Source organism: Streptomyces sp. NPDC048277 (assembly GCF_040652235.1).
In the GTDB taxonomy this organism is placed as follows: domain Bacteria; phylum Actinomycetota; class Actinomycetes; order Streptomycetales; family Streptomycetaceae; genus Streptomyces.
Genome location: NZ_JBEZLQ010000041.1, coordinates 1 through 19,401, shown reverse-complemented (window position 1 = coordinate 19,401; position 19,401 = coordinate 1). Strand labels below are relative to the sequence as shown.

Annotated in this window: 19 protein-coding genes and 3 pseudogenes; 14 read left to right on the top strand and 8 right to left on the bottom strand. The window is 69.4% G+C overall.

The genetic code is table 11. The features are described from left to right. Window positions 1-10: 10 nt before the first annotated feature. The 8 genes and pseudogenes from AB0D85_RS48375 (at window position 11) to AB0D85_RS48340 (ending at window position 7,653) form a co-directional block, all read left to right on the top strand. Window positions 11-841 (top strand): alpha/beta hydrolase, encoded by an 831-nt coding sequence (locus AB0D85_RS48375; RefSeq protein WP_362336716.1) that lies wholly within the window; start codon window positions 11-13, stop codon window positions 839-841. A 66-nt stretch (window positions 842-907) separates the two neighbouring features. Beyond that, the gene (locus AB0D85_RS48370; RefSeq protein WP_362336713.1) at window positions 908-2,290 is read left to right on the top strand and encodes an NADP-dependent succinic semialdehyde dehydrogenase; all 1,383 of its coding nucleotides are present in this window, start codon (window positions 908-910) and stop codon (window positions 2,288-2,290) included. Window positions 2,291-2,332: 42 nt separating this feature from the next. Continuing rightward, window positions 2,333-3,241 carry an NAD(P)-dependent oxidoreductase gene (locus AB0D85_RS48365; RefSeq protein ID WP_362336710.1) on the top strand — a complete coding sequence of 303 codons (909 nt, stop codon included), beginning with the start codon at window positions 2,333-2,335 and terminating at the stop codon, window positions 3,239-3,241. A gap of 61 nt (window positions 3,242-3,302) precedes the next feature. Continuing rightward, window positions 3,303-4,106, top strand: coding sequence for a maleylpyruvate isomerase family mycothiol-dependent enzyme (locus AB0D85_RS48360; RefSeq protein WP_362336707.1), 804 nt, complete (start codon window positions 3,303-3,305; stop codon window positions 4,104-4,106). A 543-nt stretch (window positions 4,107-4,649) separates the two neighbouring features. Beyond that, window positions 4,650-4,910 (top strand): annotated as a pseudogene (locus AB0D85_RS48355) (Tn3 family transposase); the annotation flags it as partial. Between the two features lie 175 nt (window positions 4,911-5,085). Then, window positions 5,086-6,774 carry a site-specific integrase gene (locus AB0D85_RS48350; protein ID WP_362336704.1) on the top strand — a complete coding sequence of 563 codons (1,689 nt, stop codon included), beginning with the start codon at window positions 5,086-5,088 and terminating at the stop codon, window positions 6,772-6,774. 16 nt (window positions 6,775-6,790) lie between these two features. Further along, window positions 6,791-7,276, top strand: coding sequence for a hypothetical protein (locus tag AB0D85_RS48345; protein WP_362336701.1), 486 nt, complete (start codon window positions 6,791-6,793; stop codon window positions 7,274-7,276). A 140-nt stretch (window positions 7,277-7,416) separates the two neighbouring features. Continuing rightward, complete coding sequence (locus tag AB0D85_RS48340) at window positions 7,417-7,653, top strand: Tn3 family transposase (protein WP_362336819.1); 237 nt, start codon at window positions 7,417-7,419, stop codon at window positions 7,651-7,653. 145 nt (window positions 7,654-7,798) lie between these two features. Here the strand turns inward: AB0D85_RS48340 and AB0D85_RS48335 are convergent, their stop codons facing one another. Then, window positions 7,799-8,575, bottom strand: a complete 777-nt coding sequence (locus AB0D85_RS48335; RefSeq protein WP_362336698.1) for an SDR family oxidoreductase — start codon at window positions 8,573-8,575, stop codon at window positions 7,799-7,801. A 42-nt stretch (window positions 8,576-8,617) separates the two neighbouring features. Further along, complete coding sequence (locus AB0D85_RS48330) at window positions 8,618-9,457, bottom strand: SDR family NAD(P)-dependent oxidoreductase (protein ID WP_362336695.1); 840 nt, start codon at window positions 9,455-9,457, stop codon at window positions 8,618-8,620. Window positions 9,458-9,663: 206 nt separating this feature from the next. Here AB0D85_RS48330 and AB0D85_RS48325 point away from each other — a divergent pair, with 206 nt between their 5' ends. After that, window positions 9,664-10,539 (top strand): helix-turn-helix transcriptional regulator, encoded by an 876-nt coding sequence (locus AB0D85_RS48325; RefSeq protein WP_362336692.1) that lies wholly within the window; start codon window positions 9,664-9,666, stop codon window positions 10,537-10,539. Window positions 10,540-10,638: 99 nt separating this feature from the next. Here AB0D85_RS48325 and AB0D85_RS48320 read toward each other — a convergent pair. Beyond that, window positions 10,639-11,043 (bottom strand): annotated as a pseudogene (locus AB0D85_RS48320) (site-specific integrase); the annotation flags it as partial. Window positions 11,044-11,071: 28 nt separating this feature from the next. On the opposite strand from AB0D85_RS48320, the gene AB0D85_RS48315 reads away from it, so the two are divergent. After that, on the top strand, window positions 11,072-11,296 hold the full coding sequence (locus AB0D85_RS48315; RefSeq protein WP_362336689.1) for a transposase: 225 nt from the start codon (window positions 11,072-11,074) through the stop codon (window positions 11,294-11,296). A gap of 246 nt (window positions 11,297-11,542) precedes the next feature. Here AB0D85_RS48315 and AB0D85_RS48310 read toward each other — a convergent pair whose 3' ends face one another. The 3 genes and pseudogenes from AB0D85_RS48310 to AB0D85_RS48300 all read right to left on the bottom strand — a co-directional run bounded on the left by AB0D85_RS48310 (window position 11,543) and on the right by AB0D85_RS48300 (window position 13,125). Further along, window positions 11,543-12,028 (bottom strand): lysophospholipase, encoded by a 486-nt coding sequence (locus AB0D85_RS48310; RefSeq protein ID WP_362336686.1) that lies wholly within the window; start codon window positions 12,026-12,028, stop codon window positions 11,543-11,545. A gap of 85 nt (window positions 12,029-12,113) precedes the next feature. Continuing rightward, window positions 12,114-12,293 (bottom strand): annotated as a pseudogene (locus tag AB0D85_RS48305) (alpha/beta hydrolase); the annotation flags it as partial. 253 nt (window positions 12,294-12,546) lie between these two features. After that, entirely contained in the window at window positions 12,547-13,125 is a 579-nt protein-coding gene (locus tag AB0D85_RS48300; RefSeq protein WP_362336683.1) for a TetR/AcrR family transcriptional regulator, read from the bottom strand. A gap of 559 nt (window positions 13,126-13,684) precedes the next feature. Here AB0D85_RS48300 and AB0D85_RS48295 point away from each other — a divergent pair. The 4 genes from AB0D85_RS48295 (at window position 13,685) to AB0D85_RS48280 (ending at window position 18,032) form a co-directional block, all read left to right on the top strand. After that, window positions 13,685-14,572, top strand: a complete 888-nt coding sequence (locus tag AB0D85_RS48295; RefSeq protein WP_362336681.1) for a PDR/VanB family oxidoreductase — start codon at window positions 13,685-13,687, stop codon at window positions 14,570-14,572. A 37-nt stretch (window positions 14,573-14,609) separates the two neighbouring features. Continuing rightward, on the top strand, window positions 14,610-15,386 hold the full coding sequence (locus tag AB0D85_RS48290; protein ID WP_362336678.1) for a dienelactone hydrolase family protein: 777 nt from the start codon (window positions 14,610-14,612) through the stop codon (window positions 15,384-15,386). After that, entirely contained in the window at window positions 15,386-16,336 is a 951-nt protein-coding gene (locus tag AB0D85_RS48285) for an MBL fold metallo-hydrolase (protein WP_362336675.1), read from the top strand. The genes AB0D85_RS48290 and AB0D85_RS48285 overlap by 1 nt, the downstream gene beginning before the upstream one ends. Window positions 16,337-16,424: 88 nt before the next feature. Next, the gene (locus tag AB0D85_RS48280) at window positions 16,425-18,032 is read left to right on the top strand and encodes a DHA2 family efflux MFS transporter permease subunit (RefSeq protein WP_362336672.1); all 1,608 of its coding nucleotides are present in this window, start codon (window positions 16,425-16,427) and stop codon (window positions 18,030-18,032) included. Between the two features lie 147 nt (window positions 18,033-18,179). On the opposite strand, the gene AB0D85_RS48275 is transcribed toward AB0D85_RS48280, so the two are convergent. After that, a complete protein-coding gene (locus AB0D85_RS48275) occupies window positions 18,180-18,332 on the bottom strand; it encodes a hypothetical protein (protein WP_362336669.1) in 153 nt (50 codons plus the stop codon). A gap of 328 nt (window positions 18,333-18,660) precedes the next feature. Beyond that, entirely contained in the window at window positions 18,661-19,248 is a 588-nt protein-coding gene (locus tag AB0D85_RS48270) for an SMI1/KNR4 family protein (protein WP_362336666.1), read from the bottom strand. Between the last annotated feature and the right edge of the window lie 153 nt (window positions 19,249-19,401).

Here is a 19,401-nt window from a genome sequence, read left to right as displayed (position 1 = left end):
AGGAGATGTCATGCCCTTCGTCACCGTAGGCCAGGAGAATTCCGGGTCGATCGAGCTGTACTACGAGGACCACGGATCGGGCCGGCCGGTCGTTCTCATCGCGGGCTACCCGCTCAGCGGCCGGGCATGGGAGCGCCAGGAGCGCGCTCTGCTGGCCGTGGGACGCCGCGTGATCACGTACGACCGGCGGGGGTTCGGGCGCTCCAGTCAGCCGGTCACCGGCTACGACTACGACACGTTCGCGGCGGACCTGGACAAGCTCCTGTCCGCGCTGGACCTGAACGACGTCGACCTGGCCGGCCACTCGATGGGCGGCGGTGAGATCGCGCGCTATCTCGGAACGTACGGCGGGGGCAGGATCCGCAAGGCCGTGATCATCTCAGGCGTGCCTCCGTACCTGCTCAACACACCCGAGGATCCCTTCGGGGCTCCCCAGGAGCTGTTCGACGAGATCGCCGGCGCGCTGACCACGGACCGGTTCGCGTACTTCACCGAGTGGAACAAGAACTTCTTCAACCTCGACGACACGTTGGGCAACCTGGTGAGTCCCGAGGTGGTGCAGGACGCCTGGAACTCCGCGGCGTCCGCGTCCCCGACCGGCGCCGTCGCCTGCGTGGCGACGTGGTACACCGACTTCCGCGAGGACCTGCCGAAGATCGACGTCCCCGTGCTGGTCATGCACGGCACCAACGACCACATCCTGCCGATCGAAGCCACCGGTGCCCGTACCCACGAAATGATCAAGGGAGCCCAGTACGTCACCGTCGAAGGCGCGGGACACGGCCTGTGCTGGACGCACGCGGACACGGTCAACGCGCACCTGCTCGAGTTCCTGGCCTGAGACCGACTGCGTATGTCCATGTCCTCAGCTTTTGCGGGGCGTTGGACGCGGTCGTAGCCTCGATATATGGCTATTGCGACGACGGATCCCGTGACGGGTGAGGTTCTCAAGAGCTTCGACGAACTCACCCCGGAGCAACTGGACGAGAAGCTCGCCCGTGCCGCCGCGGCCGCGGCCGAGTACCGGCTGACGAGCGTGGAGCAGCGCGCCGGATGGCTCGGCCGGGCGGCCGATGTACTGGAGAAGGACGCGGACGCCGTCAGCCGCATGATCACGACCGAGATGGGCAAGACCCTCAAAGCGGCGCAGGAAGAGGTGGCGAAGTGCGTGCGGGGGCTGCGCTTCTACTCCGCCGAGGGGCCGGGGTTCCTGCGCGACCAGCAGGGTGACGCCGAAAGCGTGGGCGCCCGGCAGACGTTCGTGACGTACCAGCCGATCGGCGTGGTGCTGGCCGTGATGCCGTGGAACCTGCCGTTGTGGCAGGCCATGCGGTTCGCGGCGCCCGCCCTGATGGCGGGGAACGTCGGAATCCTCAAGCACGCCTCGAACGTGCCGCAGTGTGCCCTGTACATGGAACGGCTCTTCCGCGAGGCGGGGTTCCCCGACGACGTGTTCCAGACGCTGCTGATCTCCGCGCGCAGGGTGGAACAGGTGCTGCGGGACGACCGCGTGGCGGCGGCGACACTGACCGGCAGCGAGCCGGCCGGGCGGTCGGTGGCGACCATCGCCGGTCAGGAGATCAAGAAGGTCGTCCTCGAACTCGGCGGATCCGACCCGTTCATCGTGATGCCGTCGGCGGACCTGGAGCGGGCCACGGACGTGGCGGTGCGGGCGCGGACCCTGAACAACGGGCAGTCGTGCATCAACGGCAAGCGGTTCTTCGTCCACCAGGACATCGCGGAGCAGTTCCTGGAGAAGTTCACCGCGAAGATGGCCGCGCTCGTCGTGGGCGACCCGATGGACGACGCCACGGACGTCGGTCCGCTCGCCACCGAGTCGGGCCGGGAGGACGTGGAGGCGTACGTCGACGACGCGGTCGGCAAGGGCGCGACCGCCCTCACCGGCGGGAAGCGGCCCGACCGGCCGGGCTGGTTCTACCCGCCGACCGTGCTGACCGGCATCACGCCGCAGATGAAGATGTTCCACGAGGAGGTCTTCGGCCCCGTCGCGCAGGTCTTCACCGTCTCCTCGCTGGAGGAGGCCCTCCAGATGACCAACGCGCACCCGTACGGGCTCGGTTCGAACCTGTGGAGCGAGGATCCCGCAGAGCGTGAGCTGTTCGTCCGCGACGTGCAGTCCGGAATGGCGTTCATCAACGGCAACACCACCAGCTACCCGGAGATCCCCTTCGGCGGCGTGAAGCGCAGTGGCTACGGACGGGAGCTGTCCGACCTGGGCATGCGCGAGTTCATGAACGCCAAGACGGTGTGGGTCGGTCAGAGCGCCTGAGCACGTGGGGCACCGGACGACGCTGACGTGGAGGACTGATTCATGAGCACACGCGACACCGGGCCGAGAGGACACGGGCGCCCCGTCGTGGCGGTGCTGGGGATCGGCACCATGGGCGACGCGATGGCCAGGAACATTGCCGCCGCGGGGCTCGAACTGCGGGTGTGGAACCGCAGCCGCGAGCCCGCCGAGGCGCTCGCCGAGATCGGCGCCGTCGTCTGCGAGACCCCCGCCGAGGCGTGCCGGGGAGCAAAGGTCATGCTGACCATCCTCGCCAACGAGCGGATCGTCGCCGAGACCGTCGACCAGGCCCGCGAAGGCATCGACCGGGACGCCGTGTGGCTGCAGTGCTGCACCGTCTCACCCGCGGGCAGCCGGCGCATGGCGGACAAGGCCACGGCGATGGGCGTGGCCTACGTGGAGGCGCCGCTGCTCGGCACGAAGGAACCCGCGGTCGCCGGAACCCTGACCATCCTGGCCGCCGCGTCCGACATGTGCGCAGGCGAGCGTGTCCAACCGGTGCTGGACGCCGTCGGCACGCGCACCGTCTGGCTCGACGCGATCAGCCAGCCCAGCAGCCTCAAGCTCGCCTACAACTCCTGGGTGCTGACCACCGTCGAGGGCGTCGCCGAGGCCCTGGCACTCGCCGAGGGCCTGGGCGTCGACCCGCGCCAATTGATCAACGTCATCAACGGCAGTGCACTGAACAGCACCTACGTGCAGTCCAAGGGCCCGAAGATGATCAGCGACGACCTCGACACCCCTTCCTTCCCCCTGGAGGCGGCGGCCAAGGACGCCGGCCTGATCGCCGACGCGGCGCGGGATGCGGGGCTGGAGCTTGGAATCGTCGAAGTGATGCGTGATCGGCTGCAGTTGGCAGTGAGCAACGGCCTGGGCCGGGCGGACGTGGCAGCGACGTACCGGATGTCCCGTCGGGCGCCGGCAGCGTGACACTGGCGGATGGCTCGCGCGGTGGCCTGCCGCGAGGAGTCCGCGTGGAAGGAAGAGGCTGATGAGTCGAGAGGGTGTCGCCTCGGCGCGGCGCAGCAGCGAGCAGCTGTCGGCGATTGTGCCTCGGGTGGACGACCGCGGGTGGGAGTCTCCATCGGCCTGTGCGGGCTGGCGCGTCATCGACGTGCTCGCCCACCTGGGCGCGCTCGCTCATGAGGCCGTAGATCCTCCCACCCCGGATCCGTCCTGGCCAAAGAACCGCGAGCGCTACCACGACATGAGGGTCGACGAGCGCCGCGGCCGCAGTCACGCCGAGGTGATCGAGGAGTGGCGTCGCTTCACCCCACGGCAACTGGAGATCCTGGAGGCGGGACAGCAGGTGCCACAGGCGGACGAACCGGTACTGGTACCGGGCCTGGGCACCTATCCCCGGCACCTGCTGGCCAACACCATGGCGTTCAACGTCCTGTGCCACCTACGCTACGACATGCTCGAACCCAGCGGTCCACTACCCTTCACGGTCCCTCCGCCCGACGACGAGCTGGTGGCGCCGGCGGTCGAGTTCATGCTCGCCGGCATCCCGCAGATGCAGGGGGGCGAACTCACCGCCACCGTCAGCCGACCGCTCGTACTAGAGTTCACCGGACCGGGCGCCACGACCGCCACCGTAGTTCCTGCCGACGGACCGGACGGCCTGCTGACGGTGGAGCCAGGTGCCGCGGACGGCGCCGCCGCCCGGATCCACAGCACGGCGACCGACTTCATTGCATGGGGCACGACCCGGACCGCCTGGCGAGACCACTGCCGGATCACCGGCGAGGCGGCCACTGCAGAACCGTTCCTGGACTGCCTCAACATCGTGTGAGGAAGGGCGAAGACCCCGTATCTTCACCGCACGAAGTTCGTGTCTGCGCCGGCCGTCTCGTCGCCCACGTCGCCGCAGAGATGGCGTTCCCTGCCCCAGGGGCGCGGGAATGTCCGCCCAAAGAAGGCGGACGACTGGATGGGGATTTGACGTCGCAGGTCGCTGATCAGCCGCGCCCGCAGCAGGCCAGTGGGTGCGGGCGCGCTCGGCGGGGACGGCGCTCGCACGTGCTTGACGCCTGTGACGCCCGCGTGCGAGCCGCTTCGCCGCGACTGCCGCCACTGCGCGGACTGCAAACGCGCATCCGGCGGCGAGATGGCGACGTTCGCACTACACGGACCTGGAATACGGGGCTCGGTGCGGTTGCCGCCCAGCCCCCAAGCCCCGCGCGGCCGGCTCGGCAGAACCCAAGAACGGCTCCGACTGACAAGTCAGACGATCTTCACCTTGGACACCGGCCGACGACCAGTACGAGTAACTCTCCCGACCCTCACGCCAGCCCCGTGACCAGCAACTTCATGATGCACGCCGCCCATTGGGCACCAGGCGTCCATCGGCCTCGCGCAGGCGTGGGGCGGGGGTCTGGTCGCCTCGGTGGACGGGATGCGGTTCGTCGTCCCTGTCCCCAGCGTGTACGCCCGGCCGAACCCGAAGTACTTCGGGCGCCGGGGCGGCGCGACCTGGCTCAACATGATTAACGACCAGGCCGCCGGACTCGGCGGGAAGGTCGTGGCCGGCACCCCGCGCGACTCGCTGTACGTGTTGGACATCCTCTACGACCGCGACGGCGGCAAACGCCCGGAGCGGCACCGTCCACGACATCACCATCGGCGACTGCGTCGAGCTGCAGCACGCCATCGGCGAGCACCAGACCAACGGCTACCACGGCAAGCACCTCTTCTACGCGCTCCTCGCGGGCCACGGCGTCTTCGGCCCCGACGCCCCGGCACGGCTGAAGACGGTGATGCTGCCGGGGCAGTTGACACCGGCAGCCCTGGTCGACCGGCAGGGCATCACCTGCACCGCGATACGAGACCTCCTGGTCGACTACCTCACCGAGCGCGCGGTGGACGTCGACTACACCACGCTGGAGGACATGGCCCGCACCCTGGCCGGACTGTTCTGGCGCGACCTGGAGAAACACCACCCCGGCATCGACTCGCTGCGGCTGGACGCCGACACCGTCACCGCCTGGCGGGAGCGCGTCCGCATGGTCCGTGACCGGCACGACACCCCCATCCGGCCGCGGGTCAACTCACACACAGTGTTCGGCTGGGTCCGCACGTTCTACCAGGATCTCGCCCGCTGGGCCGCCGACGAGCCGACACGCTGGGGCCCGTGGGTCGCACCCTGCCCGGTCCGCCACAGCGACACCGACCACAGCAAGAACCGCGCCCGCCGCAAGGCGGCCATGGACCAACGAACCCGTACCCTGCTACCCGCACTCCCGGCCCTGGTCAAAGCTGTCGAATGCCAGCTCAAGGATGCCCAGACCTGTCTCGCCACAGGGCGGGAGACCCCGGCCGGAGCCCCGTTCACCACTCCGGCGGGCGAGACCCTCCTCCGCCGGGCCGGGGTGTCCTCCCGCATCTACGCTGACGCCCCCGCCGCCGGCCGGCGCCGGGACCTGACCGTGAAAGAGGAACGCGCCTTCTGGGCGCGGGCCATCGTCGAAGTCCTCCGCCACACGGGTATACGCATCGAGGAAGCACTCGAACTCACCCATCACAGCTTCGTCGCCTACCAGCTGCCCACCACCGGTGAGATCGTGCCCATGCTCCAGGTCGCCCCATCCAAGCTCGACCAGGAGCGGCTGCTGCTGGTCTCGCCAGAGCTCGGCGAGGTGCTCACTGCGATCATTCATCGCGTCCGGCGCGGGCAGCAGGCCATGCCCCTGGTCTCCGCCTACGACAGTCTGGAACGGCTCTGGAGTGCACCGATGCCGTTCCTCTTCCAGCGCCGCTGCGGCCCGGAGGACCGGGCCATCCCGCGCAACTACATCTACACCTGCCTCAACGACGCCCTCGCCGCGAGCGGGCTGACCGGGCCCGGCAACCGGCAGCTGCGATACACGCCCCACGACTTCCGAAGAATCTTCGTGACCGACGCCCTCCGCTCCGGCCTGCCCCCGCACATCGCAGCCCGCATCTGCGGCCACCGGATGGTCGACACAACCCTCGGCTATGCCGCGATCTATCCCGAGGACGTCATCAACCACCACCGGTCCTTCATCGCCCGCCGCCGGGCGCTGCGACCCGGGGAGGAGTACCGCGAGCCCACCACCCAGGAGTGGCAGGACTTCCTCGCCCACTTCGAGCTGCGGAAGGTCGCCCTCGGAGTCTGCGCACGCGACTTCGGCACCCCCTGCGTCCATGAACACGCCTGCGTCCGCTGCCCTGTCCTGCGGCCCGATCCCGAGCAGATGCCCCGCCTGGAGGAGATCCACGCGAACCTGCTCGACCGCCTCCAGGAGGCCAAGGAACAGGGATGGCTCGGCGAGGTCGCCGCGATCGAGGCCAGCCTCGCCGCCGCCGAACAGAAGCTCGCCGCCATGCGCGACCTCGCGGCCCGGCACACCACCGTCCACCTGGGCATGCCCGATCTCCGTGGCGTCGTCGCGCGCATCGACTCCGAGCAGCGAAACGAAGATGCGAAGGGGCAGTCCTGAGCACTACAACGAGGGGATGACCGTCTTCCTCTGTTCCAAGTGCGGCACCGCGATCACGCCGGAGCTCACCGAGCTTGCCGCCGTCCCTGACGTCTCCGACGACGAGCGCGACCGGGACAAGGAGACACGCCGGGCACCTTCCACCGTTCCGCGGGGCCACTACGCGATCGATCCCGAGCCCTGGGGACCTCCCTACGTCGTGCAGGACGATCAGGAGGACCCGAAGCCGGCTCACTCGCGCGGACCTGTGGTCTGCCGTGAAGAAGGCTTCGTCATCTCGGCCGGCAGCCGACACACAGTGCTGGTGCACCCTGATGACGCCGCCGGCCTTCAGCCACTGCCCAACTGGGAGAACAGCAGTGGGTGCTGCGGACCGACAGGCGACGAGGGTCTCAACCGGGCCTGCCCCTGCGGCGCTCCGGTCGCGACCCTCACGGCCGACTGTTTCGGGCCCCTCGAACTACACCTCGACCCCGTCCGGACCTACGCGTTCTCCCAGTAGGACCGCGAAGCGCGCCGGGCGTCATGCACGACACGCCCGACGGAACCCGTCCACCCAACTTCTTCACGACTACTTTCCGTGGTGAACGACGGCTCACAGGCAGACCTACCGCCGCGTTGGGCTAGTTCGGATAAGACCAGATCGGCGCGCTCGGCCTGGTCATCAACGCCCTCGTGCTGTTCCACACGAGATACATGGACGCTGCCGTCACGCAGCTCCGCAGCGACGGCTTCGAGGTCCGCGACGAGGACGTTGCCCGGCTGTCGCCGTTCGTGCGCCACCACATCAACGTGCTCGGCCGGTACTCCTTCCAGCTCCCCGAGTTGCCCGGAGGGCTGCGGCCCCTGCGCGACAAGCACGCCACCGACGACGATTGAGCGCCGGGAGCCAGCAGGCCACGGGACTCAGCCTCTGGACACACCAGAGGCTGAGTCGTTGACCAGCACGCATGACGGCCGTGCCCTGACCGGTGTGAGCCTGGGGGCGACCCCAGCAGCGCAGGTACACCGCCTGTTTGTTGCGCTACACGGGCTGGGCCGTGGGCAGGATGGTCAGTTCGCTGATGTTGACGTGTCGGGGAAGAGCGGCAATGAAGGCAACGGTCTCTGCGATGTCGGTGCTGCGCAGGCACTCGATGTCGTGGAGCAGGCCGACCATCAGGGCGCTGGCGTCGGGGTCGGTGACGTGGTCGGGTAGTTCGGTGTCGACCATGCCGGGCTCGATGGCGCTCACCCGCACGTTCTTCGGGCCCAGTTCGACTCGGATGAGACGGGTGAGGTGGCTGATGTACGCCTTGGTCCCCGAGTAGATCGAGAACCTCTCCAGAATGCGTGTCGCCGCGATGGAGGAGGTGTTGATCAGGTCGGCGGGCTTTCCACGCTCAGCGCTGGCAGTCAAGTGCGGGAGGAAGGCAGCGATCACGTTCATCACTCCCGTGACGTTGAGATCGATCTGCCGCTGCCAGTCCTCGACCTTGAGCTCGTCGATGGCAGAGATCAACTGGACGCCCGCGTTGTTGAACACCAGGTCCGCCGGTCCCAGCATGGCCGCCACCTGGTCGGCGGCTGTGCGGACGGCTGCCCGGTCGGTGACATCGGCGGACAGGGGTATGGCCTTTCCACCGGCCGCGGTGATGTCGGCGGCGAGGGAGGCGAGCTTTTCCTGGCGGCGTGCGATGACGGCGACAGAGGCTCCAAGTTCGGCGAGTCGGCGGGCGGTGGCCGCCCCCATGCCGCTGGAGGCTCCGGTGACCACGGCCACACGGCCGTCCAACGGCCGGCTGGTAAGCAGGTACGTCATGACGAGAGATACTTCCTGTTGCTCGGAATTGGTTTGGGGTGGTCAGGCAGCGTCGTCGCAGGCCGTGGCGGCGGACTTGTCCTGCCAGGCCGCGAGGTCGTCCTGAAGGCTGCGGATCTTGACCAACTGGCGTTCGATCGCGTCGCGCCCCAGGGCCAGGTGCCCAGGCAGCTTGTCCTGGCAGGTCACCTCATAGATCAGGGCGGCGCCCTTGACGGGGTCGCCGAGCTGAGTGTGGTTGGCGGTGTCGACCCAGTCCAGGGTGGCGTGGGCCGGCGTGCCGTCGTAGGCGGGGATACGCTCGGCCGCGGTCGACAAGGAGCTGGCGTCGAGGAAGTCGGTGCGGAAGACCCCGGGCTCCACGACCATGCTCTGGATCCCGAACGGCTCCAATTCCACCGCGAGCGCCTCACTGACACCGGCCACAGCGAACTTCGACGCGCTGTACATGCTCACCCCGGGCTCGCCCTCGAAGCCGGAACGGGAGCCGATGTTCACGACCTTTCCGGCTCCGGCCGCCCTCATCGCGGGCAGGACCGCGCGGGTGACGTTGATCAGCCCGAAGACGTTGAGATCGAACAGGGACCGCGCCTCGGCGTCCGTGATCTCCTCCAGCGCCCCGAGCAGACCGCGCCCCGCGTTGTTGACGAGGACGTCGATCGTGCCGAAGCGCTCCACAGCCGTCTCGACCGCGGCGGTGATGTCCTCGCCGCGGGTGACGTCGAGGGCGACACCCAGGACTCGGTCGTGCTGGTACAGCTCGTCCGGCAGCTTCCGCGGGTCACGGGCGGCGACCACGACGTTGTCGCCGCCGTTCAGTGCCGCTCGCGCGATCTCCAGCCCCAGCCCGCGGGAGCCGCCGGTGATGAACCACGTTGTCATGAAGGTATCTCCATCCGTTCGCTTCGCCCGGACCCCCCTTGCGGTGGCGGGCTCCGGCATCCACTGAACCAACTCTGAGCAGGCAAAAGAGGCCTCAAAAGGGCCCGCCTGATCGGGGGACAAAATGGGCCACCCTCCCGCCACCGAATCCTCAGTGAACGCGCGACCCTGGATGTATGGACCGTGAGCACCCCACCAGCGCACCCATGGCGGAATTTCTCCGCTCCGCCCGCACCCGCCTCACCCCGCGGGAAGCCGGGCTCGACGACCCGGGCCTGGGCCGACGCCGGGTATCCGGACTGCGTCGGGAGGAACTCGCTCGGCTGGCCGGGGTGAGCGTGGACTACTACACCCGCCTCGAACAAGGGCGCAGCCGCAGCGCCTCCACGGAGGTCCTCGACGCGCTCGCCACCGCCCTGCACCTGGACGACGCTGAGCGCAGTCACCTGCACACCCTCGCCCGGCCACGGCCCCGGCCAGCCCGCCGGCGCCCCCGCCCCCAGCGCGTCCACCCCGCCACCTGGGACTTGCTGGACACCCTCCAGCAGACCGGCCACCCCGGTTTCATCCTCGGACGACGCCTCGACGTGCTGGCCCACAACCCACTCGCCGGACGCCTGATCACCGACTTCCGCGCCCTCCCCGCGGCCGAGCGGAACCAGGCCCGCTTCGTCTTCCTCGACCCGCACGCGCGCGAGCTGTACCGCGACTGGCCCCGCGTCGCCGCGGACACCGCCGCCATGCTCCGCCTCGACGCGGGCCGTCACCCGGACGACCCGGCCCTGAGCACCCTGGTCGGAGAGCTGTCCGTACACAGCGAGGAGTTCCGCCGCTTCTGGTCGGACAACAAGGTCCACCAGCGCACGACCGGCACCAAGGACTACCACCACCCGCTCGTCGGCGACCTCACCGTCACCTACCAGGCCCTCACCCCCGCAGACGACCCCGACCAGATCCTCTTCGTCTACGGCACCGAACCCGGCAGCCCGTCCGAGACCGCCCTGCGCCTGCTGGCCCAATGGAGCAGGACGGCAGCCGATACCGGCAGCGTCACAGCGCAAGCGCCAAGAGCGCACGACTGACACAAGCCCGCTCCGGTCGTCAAAAGGTACGTGACGCATCCGACGCAGAGCGGTCTCTCCCCCACGCCCCGGCGCTTCGCACTCCGGGACAGTGAGCGATCAGCGGCTGGCGCCGCCCGGGGCAAGCAGGCTGGTCAGCTCAGAGATCGCCTCCGAGGAGGGCTCGAAGTAGCGGCGGACATTCTCGGGCTTCTTGTGCCGGGACTTCGCCATCAGCATCAGCAGAGAGGCGCCCTGCTCCCCGAGGTGGGTCAGGGCGGAATGGCGGTACTCGTGCAGGTCCCAGCCGGTCCCCGGCCCGCGCACCGCGGTGTGCTCATCCAGCAGGGCGCGGGCCTGGCCGTAGGAGAGGCGGGCAAGGCCGGTGTCCGGGCACACGTCGCGCGGGCTGACGACCTTCCGCGGGCCGGGACGGCGGTGGGTGACGAACACTGGCCCCCGGGTACGGCCACGCAGCAGCCGGGGCAGCAGGCGGGCGGTGCCGGCGTCCCAGTAGACGGTCTCCCTCATCCTTCAGTCCGCCCTGGTCTTCGTGAACACCCTGATGCTCCAGGACATCCTCGGCGAACCGGATTGGGCAGGCCTCCTCACACCCGCCGACCGGCGCGGCCTGACCCCGCTGTTCTGGTCTCATGTACGCCCGTGCGGGGAGGTCAACCTCGACATGGACACCCGCCTCGACCTTGCCGCGGCTGCGGTGCCGGCGCTACGGAGACCGGCCGGCGGTGCCGCGCGATCCGCCGTCGGGAACGGGTGAGCCGGGGCATGCGCGGATTGCGTCGGCGTCCTGCATGCCGTGCCTCGGACGCGTGGCTGCCCCGGGCCTGCTCCTGAGCAACCGTGCTGGCCTCCCCTCCGAGGGCCGCCAGGCCCGCCGGAAGGGCGAGTGCGTGTCGAGCCGGGCGTGCGAGAGCGAACCCGGCATCCTGATTTCTGCGACGGCGGCCGGTGCAGCAGCGTCACCCTCGTCGGTCAGGATGGCCCGTACTCGGGTGGGTGTGTGTCAGGCGGTGTGCTGGGTGGTGAAGTCCGCGATGGCGTCCTGCATCTGCTGAAGGCCCGGTTCTTCCAGGGGGTAGTGGCCGGCGTTGTCCAGCATGAAGGTGGTGACGGGGACCTTGGTGATGCGGGAGAGCACGGGCAGGCTCAGGTGGTGGGGGCTCCAGTGGTCTTCGGCGGGCTGGGTCAGCAGGACCGGGCACGCGTCGAAGTCCTCGGGCTCGACGGCCGGGGCGTAGTTCATGTAGCGGTCCAGGAAGCGGATGCTGACCCAGTTCGCGGCGGAGGTGCGGTCCTTCATGAAGACCTTCATGGCGCCCGGGTCGTTGGCGAGGGCGGACATCTTGCCGGCCAGGCTCATGGGGTACCTCGCCTTGGCGGCCGGGGTCCTGGCCGCCAGGCCCATGAAGGGGACGCCCGCGCGTGCGGTGAGCCTGTCGTGGGAGGACTCGTCGCGGACCTGCTGGTTGCGCTGGTCGAGGAAGGTCATGCCGACGATGCCGGCGAGGGTTTTGCGGGGGGGCCTTGGCGGCGACGTGGTAGGTGAGCATGCCGCCTGCGCTGAGCCCGTAGAGCACGATCGGGCGGTCGTCGCGGGACTGCTCGAAGGCGAGGAAGTCGACGACGAGGTCGACCCAGTCGTCGTAGGAGGGTGTGATGCCCGGCTTGACCTGGGTGAGGCCGTAGCCGAGGTTGTCCAGGGCGACGGTCTCGAAGCCGCGCCGGGCGAGCGGGGCGCCGAGGATGAGGGACATCTGGCGGCCGTTGGTGCCGACCCCGTGGTGCAGGACGACCTTGGCCTTGGCGGTGGGGTTCGGGTAGCGGTCGAGGTGGACGCGGTGTCCGCGCCAGTCCCAGAACTCCTCCTCGGGTGCAGTGTCGTCGCTCAGGCGCAGGCAGGCGGGCAGGAACTCCTGGAGGTCGCGCCATGCCTGCTGATCGCGGTAGAGGGTGGTTGCGGAGGTGGTGCTCATGACGGGTGCCTTCCGGCTGCGGCCTGCTGGCGGGTCAGGCGGGGACTGAGTCGGGGGAGGGGCGGCCCAGTGCCCCTTGGGTGATCATCTGCACGCCGGTCCTGAGGTCGCGGCGGGCCGTGTCGGCGTCGCGCAGGTCGTCCTCCAGGCCCCGGATGAAGGTGAGCAGGACGGCGGCCGCCTGTGGGGCGGTCCGGGGGACGACCGTGGCCAGGGCCGAGGTGATCAGCTCGGCCAGGTGGTCGGTGTAGGCGTTGATCAGTTCGGGGGTGTGGGCGGAGGCGGCGGACAGCAGTTCGTAGGCGTGCAGGGGGCTGTCGCTCCACAGCCGGATGGCGACCTCCAGTTTCACCGTGAGCACGCCGAGCACCTTCTCCTCGGGCGTGTCCGCGGCGTGTGCCGCCTCTTCGGCCGCCGCCGAGGCCCGCTCCAGCTTCGTCTGGACGACCTTGGCGAATGCTGCGTCCTTGGTCCCGGCGTACTTGTAGACGGTCGGACGCGACAGCTGCGCCTCTTCGACGATGTCGGACACCGTCGTGCGGCGGAAGCCGTTGCGGCAGAAGCAGCGGTAGGCACTGTCGAGTACGACCTGGGCGGACGGAACTTTCGGCATGGCTACACATTTAACACTCGAAGCTAGATTTGTAAACTCGGCTTGTGTCATGCGTGCCGAAAGACGTACCGGGCCGGCCGTCGATGCGGCGGGGTCTCGCCAGTCAGGCGCCGGGCCATGGCCCGAGTGCCCGAAGTAGAGGCGCCGACCGGCTTCAGGGGGGCACTTCTTCGCACCGTTGCCTGTGCACGTGAACTCTCGGCGGCCGGTGCCGGAGTCCTTGCCGCACCCCCGGGCGGTACGCACGGTGTCCCTTTTCACCCGGCCTGCGACTGTCCTAAAAGTGCCGTCACCTCTGCTCCTGAGGTAACGAATCGGTAAACCACTGGTCTGTGTATCCGCTAGGGTTCACCGCGGAAACGCCGTCCGTTGCCTTGCCTTCCGTCGTGCGCGCTCCTGACCTGAGCAGTTCAGCGTCACCTGCGCCCCGGAACAGCCGACTGCGTGGGTGACGCTCCGTCTCCTGTGAAAGCGGGAACAGAGCTTGAGCAACCTCCCCCTTCGTGAATACGAGAGTTCACTCGTCGTCGCGGATCGGACCGAAGCCGCCCAGGACGTCGTGACACTCACGTTGCGCCGTCCCGACGGCGGTCCGCTGCCCGCGTGGCATCCCGGCGCGCACATCGACCTGCTGCTCGACAGCGGGCTCGCGCGCACCTATTCGCTGTGCGGCGACCCCGGCGACCGCACTGCGTGGCGTGTCGGCGTCCTGCGGACCGCGGACAGCCGCGGCGGATCGGCCTACGTCCACTACAAGCTGCACGTCGGCTGCCGCGTGCGGGTGCGGGGCCCGCGCAACAACTTCGACTTCAAGTCGGCCCGGCGCTATCTCTTCGTGGCCGGCGGCATCGGCATCACGCCGATCCTGCCGATGACGGCCGCCACGGAGGCCGCGGGTGCGGACTGGCGGCTGCTGTACGGCGGTCGGTCCCGTTCCTCGATGGCCTTCCTCGGCGAACTCGCCGCGTACGGCGACGCGGTGGCGGTACACCCGCAGGACCAGTACGGCCTGCTCGATCTCGATGCCTTCCTCGGCGAGCCCGGCGAGGAGACCCTGGTGTACTGCTGCGGCCCCGAACCGCTGCTGGCCGCGGTGGCACAGCGGTGCCGGAGCTGGCCCGCCGGAGTACTGCGGGTCGAGCGGTTCCGGGTGCCGGAGCAGGAACGGGTCTGTGAGGACGGCCCCTTCGAGGTGGTCTGCTCGCAGTCCGGCGTCACCGTCCAGGTGCCGCCAGGGGCAAGCGTGCTGGAGGCCGTGCGGGCGGCCGGCGTCGACGCCCTGTCCTCGTGCTCCGAGGGCATCTGCGGCACCTGCGAGACCGAGGTCCTGGAAGGCGTGCCCGACCACCGCGATTTCGTGCTCGGCGAGGAGGAGCGGGCCTCGGGCGAGACCATGATGATCTGCGTCTCCCGCGCCCGCACCCCACGACTGGTCCTCGAGCTGTGACCCGGCCGTCCCGCTGTGCGCGCCCTGGAGGACAACGGTGAGCGTTGCCGAAGAAACTATCGACCTCAGCCCGCTGAGCGGCGCCACCGGCGGCTCCCGGCGGCTGGCCGGGCATCTCGCCCGCCCGGCCGGTGAGGGACCCTGGCCGGGAGTGGTGGTCGTCCACGAGGCCCTCGGCGTGGACGAGGTAATGCTGCGTCAGACCCGGCGGCTCGCCGGGGCCGGGTACCTCGCCCTCATGCCGGACCTGTTCACCCAGGGCGGCGCGCGCCGCTGTCTGGTGGCCACCATGCGGGCCGCGATGTCGGGGAAGGGGCGCGCCTACCAGGACATCGCAGCGGCCCGCGAGTACCTCGCCGGGCACCCCGGCTGCACCGGAGCGGTAGGCGTCATCGGCTTCGGCATGGGCGGCTCGTTCGCCCTGATGACAGCCGGCCGCGGCATGTTCGACGCGGTCTCCGCCAACTACGGCCTGCTCCCCAAGGACGTGAACGCCGTCCTGGCCGGTGCCTGCCCCGTCGTGGGCAGCTACGGCGGCCGTGACCGCATGCTGCAGGGTTCCGCCACCCGGCTCGCCACGGCGCTGGACCGGCTCGGCGTCGTCCACGACGTCAAGGAGTACCCGGACGCCGGCCACTCCTTCCTCAACGATGCCGAAGTCGGCCCCCGGGCCCTGCGCCCGCTGATACGCGTCACCGGCATGGGACCGCACCCCGCATCCGCCGCCGACGCCTGGCAGCGCATCGAATCCTTCTTCCACACCCACCTCACGACCTCTACCCGTACGAACACCCCCCACGAGAAAGCAGAGTGATGAGCACCGCCGAAACCCAGCAGAGCCCCGAGCAGACCGACGAGGCGCCCGGAGCGGAGAAGGGCTGGCACGTCGACGACCGCTGCCTGAACTGCAACATCGCCCGCCAGTACGCCCCCGGCCTGATCGCCTACGCCCCCGGCGGCAACTACGGCGGCGTCTCCACGGTCGTACGCCAGCCGGAGACGGAGGAGGAGGTACGGCAGATGTACCGGGCCGCGCACGCCTGCCCGACCCGCTCCGTGCACCCGCCCGCCGGTGAATGGGCGCCCGACTCCGACCCGTACCCGCTGCCTCTGGACGAGGACGGCATCGTGCTGCTGTGCGGGCATGCCTCCCCGCAGACCTACGGCGCGACCTCCTACCTCCTGCGCCGCCCGGACGGCACCGCCATGATGATCGACACCCCGCGCTGGCGGCCCGCGCTCGCCCGTCGCTACGAGCAGAAGGTCGGCACGATCACCGACGTGCTGCTCACCCACCTCGACCACGTGGCGCACGGCCGTAAGTACGCCGACGCCTTCGGCGCCCGGCTGTGGATCCACGAGGGCGACCTGCACTCCCGCCCGGACGCCGACTCCGTCATCCGCGGCCAGGACCCGGTGGAGATCGGACCCGGCGTGATCGCCCACCCGTTCCCCGGCCACACCGAGGGCAGCACGCTGTTCATTGCGGACGACAGGTTCTGCTTCACCGGGGACGCCTTCTTCTGGTCCACCGCCGAGCAGGACCTGGAGGTCGCCGACAGCGTCGTCTACGACTCCATCAAGACGCTCGCCGCGTCCGTGCAGCGCGGCGCGCAGGAGCTGACCTTCGAGTGGGTGCTGCCCGGCCACGGCAGCTACCACCACCTGCCCGCCGAAGAGATGCGGGAGCGGATGCGGGCCCTGGGCCTACGGGCCGAGACCTACCCCGAACAGGAAGTCGACTACGGCAAAGTCCGCTACTGACCGCCGCACCCGCTCACTAACCCTCACCCACTCCGCAGGCCCGGGGCACGCCCCTGCCCCGGGTCTGCGGCCTGCCCGAGCGGAACCCATGACCGACACCCTCCCCGCGCCGACCCAGGCACCGGCCGGCCCCCGCGCGGCACTGGCCGCCCTCTCCCTGAGCCTGTTCACGATCGTCGTGGACGTGTCCATCGTGGCCGTGGCGATCCCAGCCATGGTCAGCGGCCTCGGCGCCGGTCTCACCTCCGTCGTCTGGGTGACCAGCGCCTACCTCCTCGCCTACGCCGTGCCGATGCTCTTCACCAGCCGCCTCGGCGACCGCTACGGGCCCAAACGCGTCCTCGTGGCCGGACTCGCCGTCTTCACCGCCGCTTCCCTGGGCTCCGCGCTGTCCGCCGGCGTCGGAATGCTGATCGCCGCCCGCGCGGTCCAGGGCCTGGGCGCGGCACTGCTCACCCCGCAGACCCTCACCCTGATCACCCACCTGTACCCGGGCGGCGAACGCGGCCGGGCCATGGGCGTCCTCGGCGGGGTGTCCGGTCTGGCGACCGTCGCGGGCCCGCTTCTCGGCGGCGTCCTGGTCGACGGCCTCGGCTGGCAGGGCATCTTCTACGTCAACGTCCTCGTCGGCAGCGCGGCCCTCGCCCTGAGCCTGCGCGTGATACCGGACGTGCGCCCCGGCCACACCCACCGCTTCGACCTGCCCGGCATCCTGCTGTCCGGCACCGGACTCTTCCTGATCGTCTTCGCCGTCCAGAACGGCCGCACCCACCACTGGGGACCGCTGATCGGCCCGGTCACCGTGACCCACACCATCACCGCCGGCCTGCTCCTGCTGGCCACCTTCGTCCTCTCGCAGGGCAGGACCCGCACCGAGCCCCTGGTACCGCTGGCCCTGTTCAAAGACCGCGGCTTCTCCACCGGCACACTCGTCACGACGGTCCTCGGCTTCGCCCTGACCGGCATGTTCCTGCCCCTGGTCGTCCACCTGCAGTCCGCGCTCACCCTGACGCCCACCCGGGCGGGACTGCTGACCGCACCCATGGCACTCCTCTCGGGCCTCATGGCCCCCTTCGCCGGCCGCCTCTCCGACCGCGTCAGCGGCAGAATCCTGCTGGCCGTCGGCCTGGCAGCGATGGCCTCCGGCCTCACCCTGACCGCACTGTGCACCGACTCCGGCACCCCCGCCTGGCAGCTGCTGCCCGGCCTGCTGCTGACCGGACTGGGGATGGGCCTCGTCCTCGTCCCCGTCAACACCGTGGCCATGACATCCGTCCCCGCCGAGCTGCGCAGTACCGCTTCCGGAGTCTTCTTCACCGCCCGCCAGCTCGGCTCCGTCCTCGGCAGCGCGGCCGTCGGCGCCCTCCTCCAGGCTCGCATCGAGGCCCGCGTGACCCAGGCAGCAGCCACCGCCGCACAGCAGCTGCCCGCCCCCTACAGAACAGACTTCGCCGCCGGCCTGCGCGACGCCGCCGAAACGGGTCAGACAGGCGGCACACACCTGCCGCTGCCCCCGGGCCTTCCCGGCGACCTCCATCCCCGCACCCAGGACCTCGCCTCACACGCCATGCAGACCGGACTCGCCCACGCCGCGGCAGACGCCCTCATCCTGGTGATCGCCGTGCTGATCCTCGGCATACCGGCAACCGCCGGGGTGCCAGCGGGCAGAGCCCGCACCCCACGCGCCTCGAAGTAGACCGTGCGGACCGACAAGTCCCTGCGGCGGCGCCCGCCCCGCCCGGCCGTCGCTGGCTTCACCGATACCGACGAGCCAGGCAGCCGGGATGCGGTTGCCGACCAGACACACGGGCTCGGCCCGGACCCCGGCCCATGACCAGGCAGGTCAGAGACCGGTCAGCTCGCAGAGAAGGGCATCAAGGTGCGCGACGAAAAGGTCAGCTTCGAGACGACCAGGAACGACCGGGCAAAGCTGAACACCGACAAGTTCGACGAGCCACAGTCCCTGACCCGTCAGCGCGGTCGCGAACAGCACCACGCTCCGGCTCCGCCGCCCGACTACGGCCTCCCCGATCACCCGCCACCGAGGCGACGGGACAGCGTCGGACAGAAGCGAAGCGCCGCACCCCCTTTCCCGGTGTCGGCAAACGAATGGTGACAAGCGTCGTACACGTCCAATGAACCTTGACTTTCCGGGGCCTGTCGGCGGCTCGGATCCAATCAGATCCGATGCCGGATGATGACAGGGTTTACTGACAGCGAGGGTGGAATGCAACCACCACAACGGGGAGCCCTGGTCTACAAGCGGGTGGCTTTGTTCACGAGAACGGGTTCTGGCACACATTCCGTGTAGCTGTTACGGAGAGTCAGATCTTCGGAGCCATGCGATGGCGGTTTGGATGGGCACGAAGCGGCGGCGAGGTGAGTTCCAGGGCCCGGTTATCACGGCCGGCGCTCATGTGGTTGAGCCAGCGTTCGTACCAGTCGAGGAAGTCGGTGGCGGAGGAGACGTTGGGGCCCCAAAAGCCGTCGCTGTTACCGATGAGGACCCGGCCGGCGAGGGGGCCGGTCACCGCGATGACGCATACGTCGGTGCAGCCCATCTCGATGATGTGGAGGAAGAGATCTCGTCCGTGGGCCCTGGGGTCTGTGCCGTCGAAGCCGCAGGGTGTCCCTGGTTCTCCGCGCGGATTCATGGCCAGCAGGGAACACTGCTTCAGCGGCATGAGGCCGTAGAACGGTGCCGCGCCTGAGCCGCCGATGTGCGTGAGGAACTGCCGATAGGCGTCGGGCAGAACGATGTCGTGCTCGGCCTCGAACGCAACGACGCTGCTTTCCGTCAACTTCGGACCGAGGCAGAACTTGTGCTGCTCTTCCCCGAAGGAGTGGCTGCGCAGTGGTTGGAAAGGGATCGCGGCCAGCTTGCGACGCAGGCGGGGTATGCGGGGATCCATCGTGCTCTTCTCTCGTCCCCATCACCCTATGGGTGGCTGTGGTCAGCTGGCCAGAAGATCTCGGCGTCGGGTGAAAACTGGCCGCTGAACGGCGGATCAAAAGGGACCCATTTCGCGATCTTCTGACCAGCCTGATCTTGAACGTCAAGATCG

What these genes read in the sequence shown, in the direction of transcription:
- AB0D85_RS48375 (WP_362336716.1), top strand. Translation starts at nt 11, where the DNA reads ATGCCCTTCGTCACCGTAGGCCAGGAGAATTCCGGGTCGATCGAGCTG.
- AB0D85_RS48370 (WP_362336713.1), top strand. Translation starts at nt 908, where the DNA reads ATGGCTATTGCGACGACGGATCCCGTGACGGGTGAGGTTCTCAAGAGC.
- AB0D85_RS48365 (WP_362336710.1), top strand. Translation starts at nt 2,333, where the DNA reads ATGAGCACACGCGACACCGGGCCGAGAGGACACGGGCGCCCCGTCGTG.
- AB0D85_RS48360 (WP_362336707.1), top strand. Translation starts at nt 3,303, where the DNA reads ATGAGTCGAGAGGGTGTCGCCTCGGCGCGGCGCAGCAGCGAGCAGCTG.
- AB0D85_RS48345 (WP_362336701.1), top strand. Translation starts at nt 6,791, where the DNA reads ATGACCGTCTTCCTCTGTTCCAAGTGCGGCACCGCGATCACGCCGGAG.
- AB0D85_RS48335 (WP_362336698.1), bottom strand. Translation starts at nt 8,575, where the DNA reads ATGACGTACCTGCTTACCAGCCGGCCGTTGGACGGCCGTGTGGCCGTG.
- AB0D85_RS48330 (WP_362336695.1), bottom strand. Translation starts at nt 9,457, where the DNA reads ATGACAACGTGGTTCATCACCGGCGGCTCCCGCGGGCTGGGGCTGGAG.
- AB0D85_RS48325 (WP_362336692.1), top strand. Translation starts at nt 9,664, where the DNA reads ATGGCGGAATTTCTCCGCTCCGCCCGCACCCGCCTCACCCCGCGGGAA.
- AB0D85_RS48310 (WP_362336686.1), bottom strand. Translation starts at nt 12,028, where the DNA reads ATGACCTTCCTCGACCAGCGCAACCAGCAGGTCCGCGACGAGTCCTCC.
- AB0D85_RS48300 (WP_362336683.1), bottom strand. Translation starts at nt 13,125, where the DNA reads ATGCCGAAAGTTCCGTCCGCCCAGGTCGTACTCGACAGTGCCTACCGC.
- AB0D85_RS48285 (WP_362336675.1), top strand. Translation starts at nt 15,386, where the DNA reads ATGAGCACCGCCGAAACCCAGCAGAGCCCCGAGCAGACCGACGAGGCG.
- AB0D85_RS48280 (WP_362336672.1), top strand. Translation starts at nt 16,425, where the DNA reads ATGACCGACACCCTCCCCGCGCCGACCCAGGCACCGGCCGGCCCCCGC.
- AB0D85_RS48270 (WP_362336666.1), bottom strand. Translation starts at nt 19,248, where the DNA reads ATGGATCCCCGCATACCCCGCCTGCGTCGCAAGCTGGCCGCGATCCCT.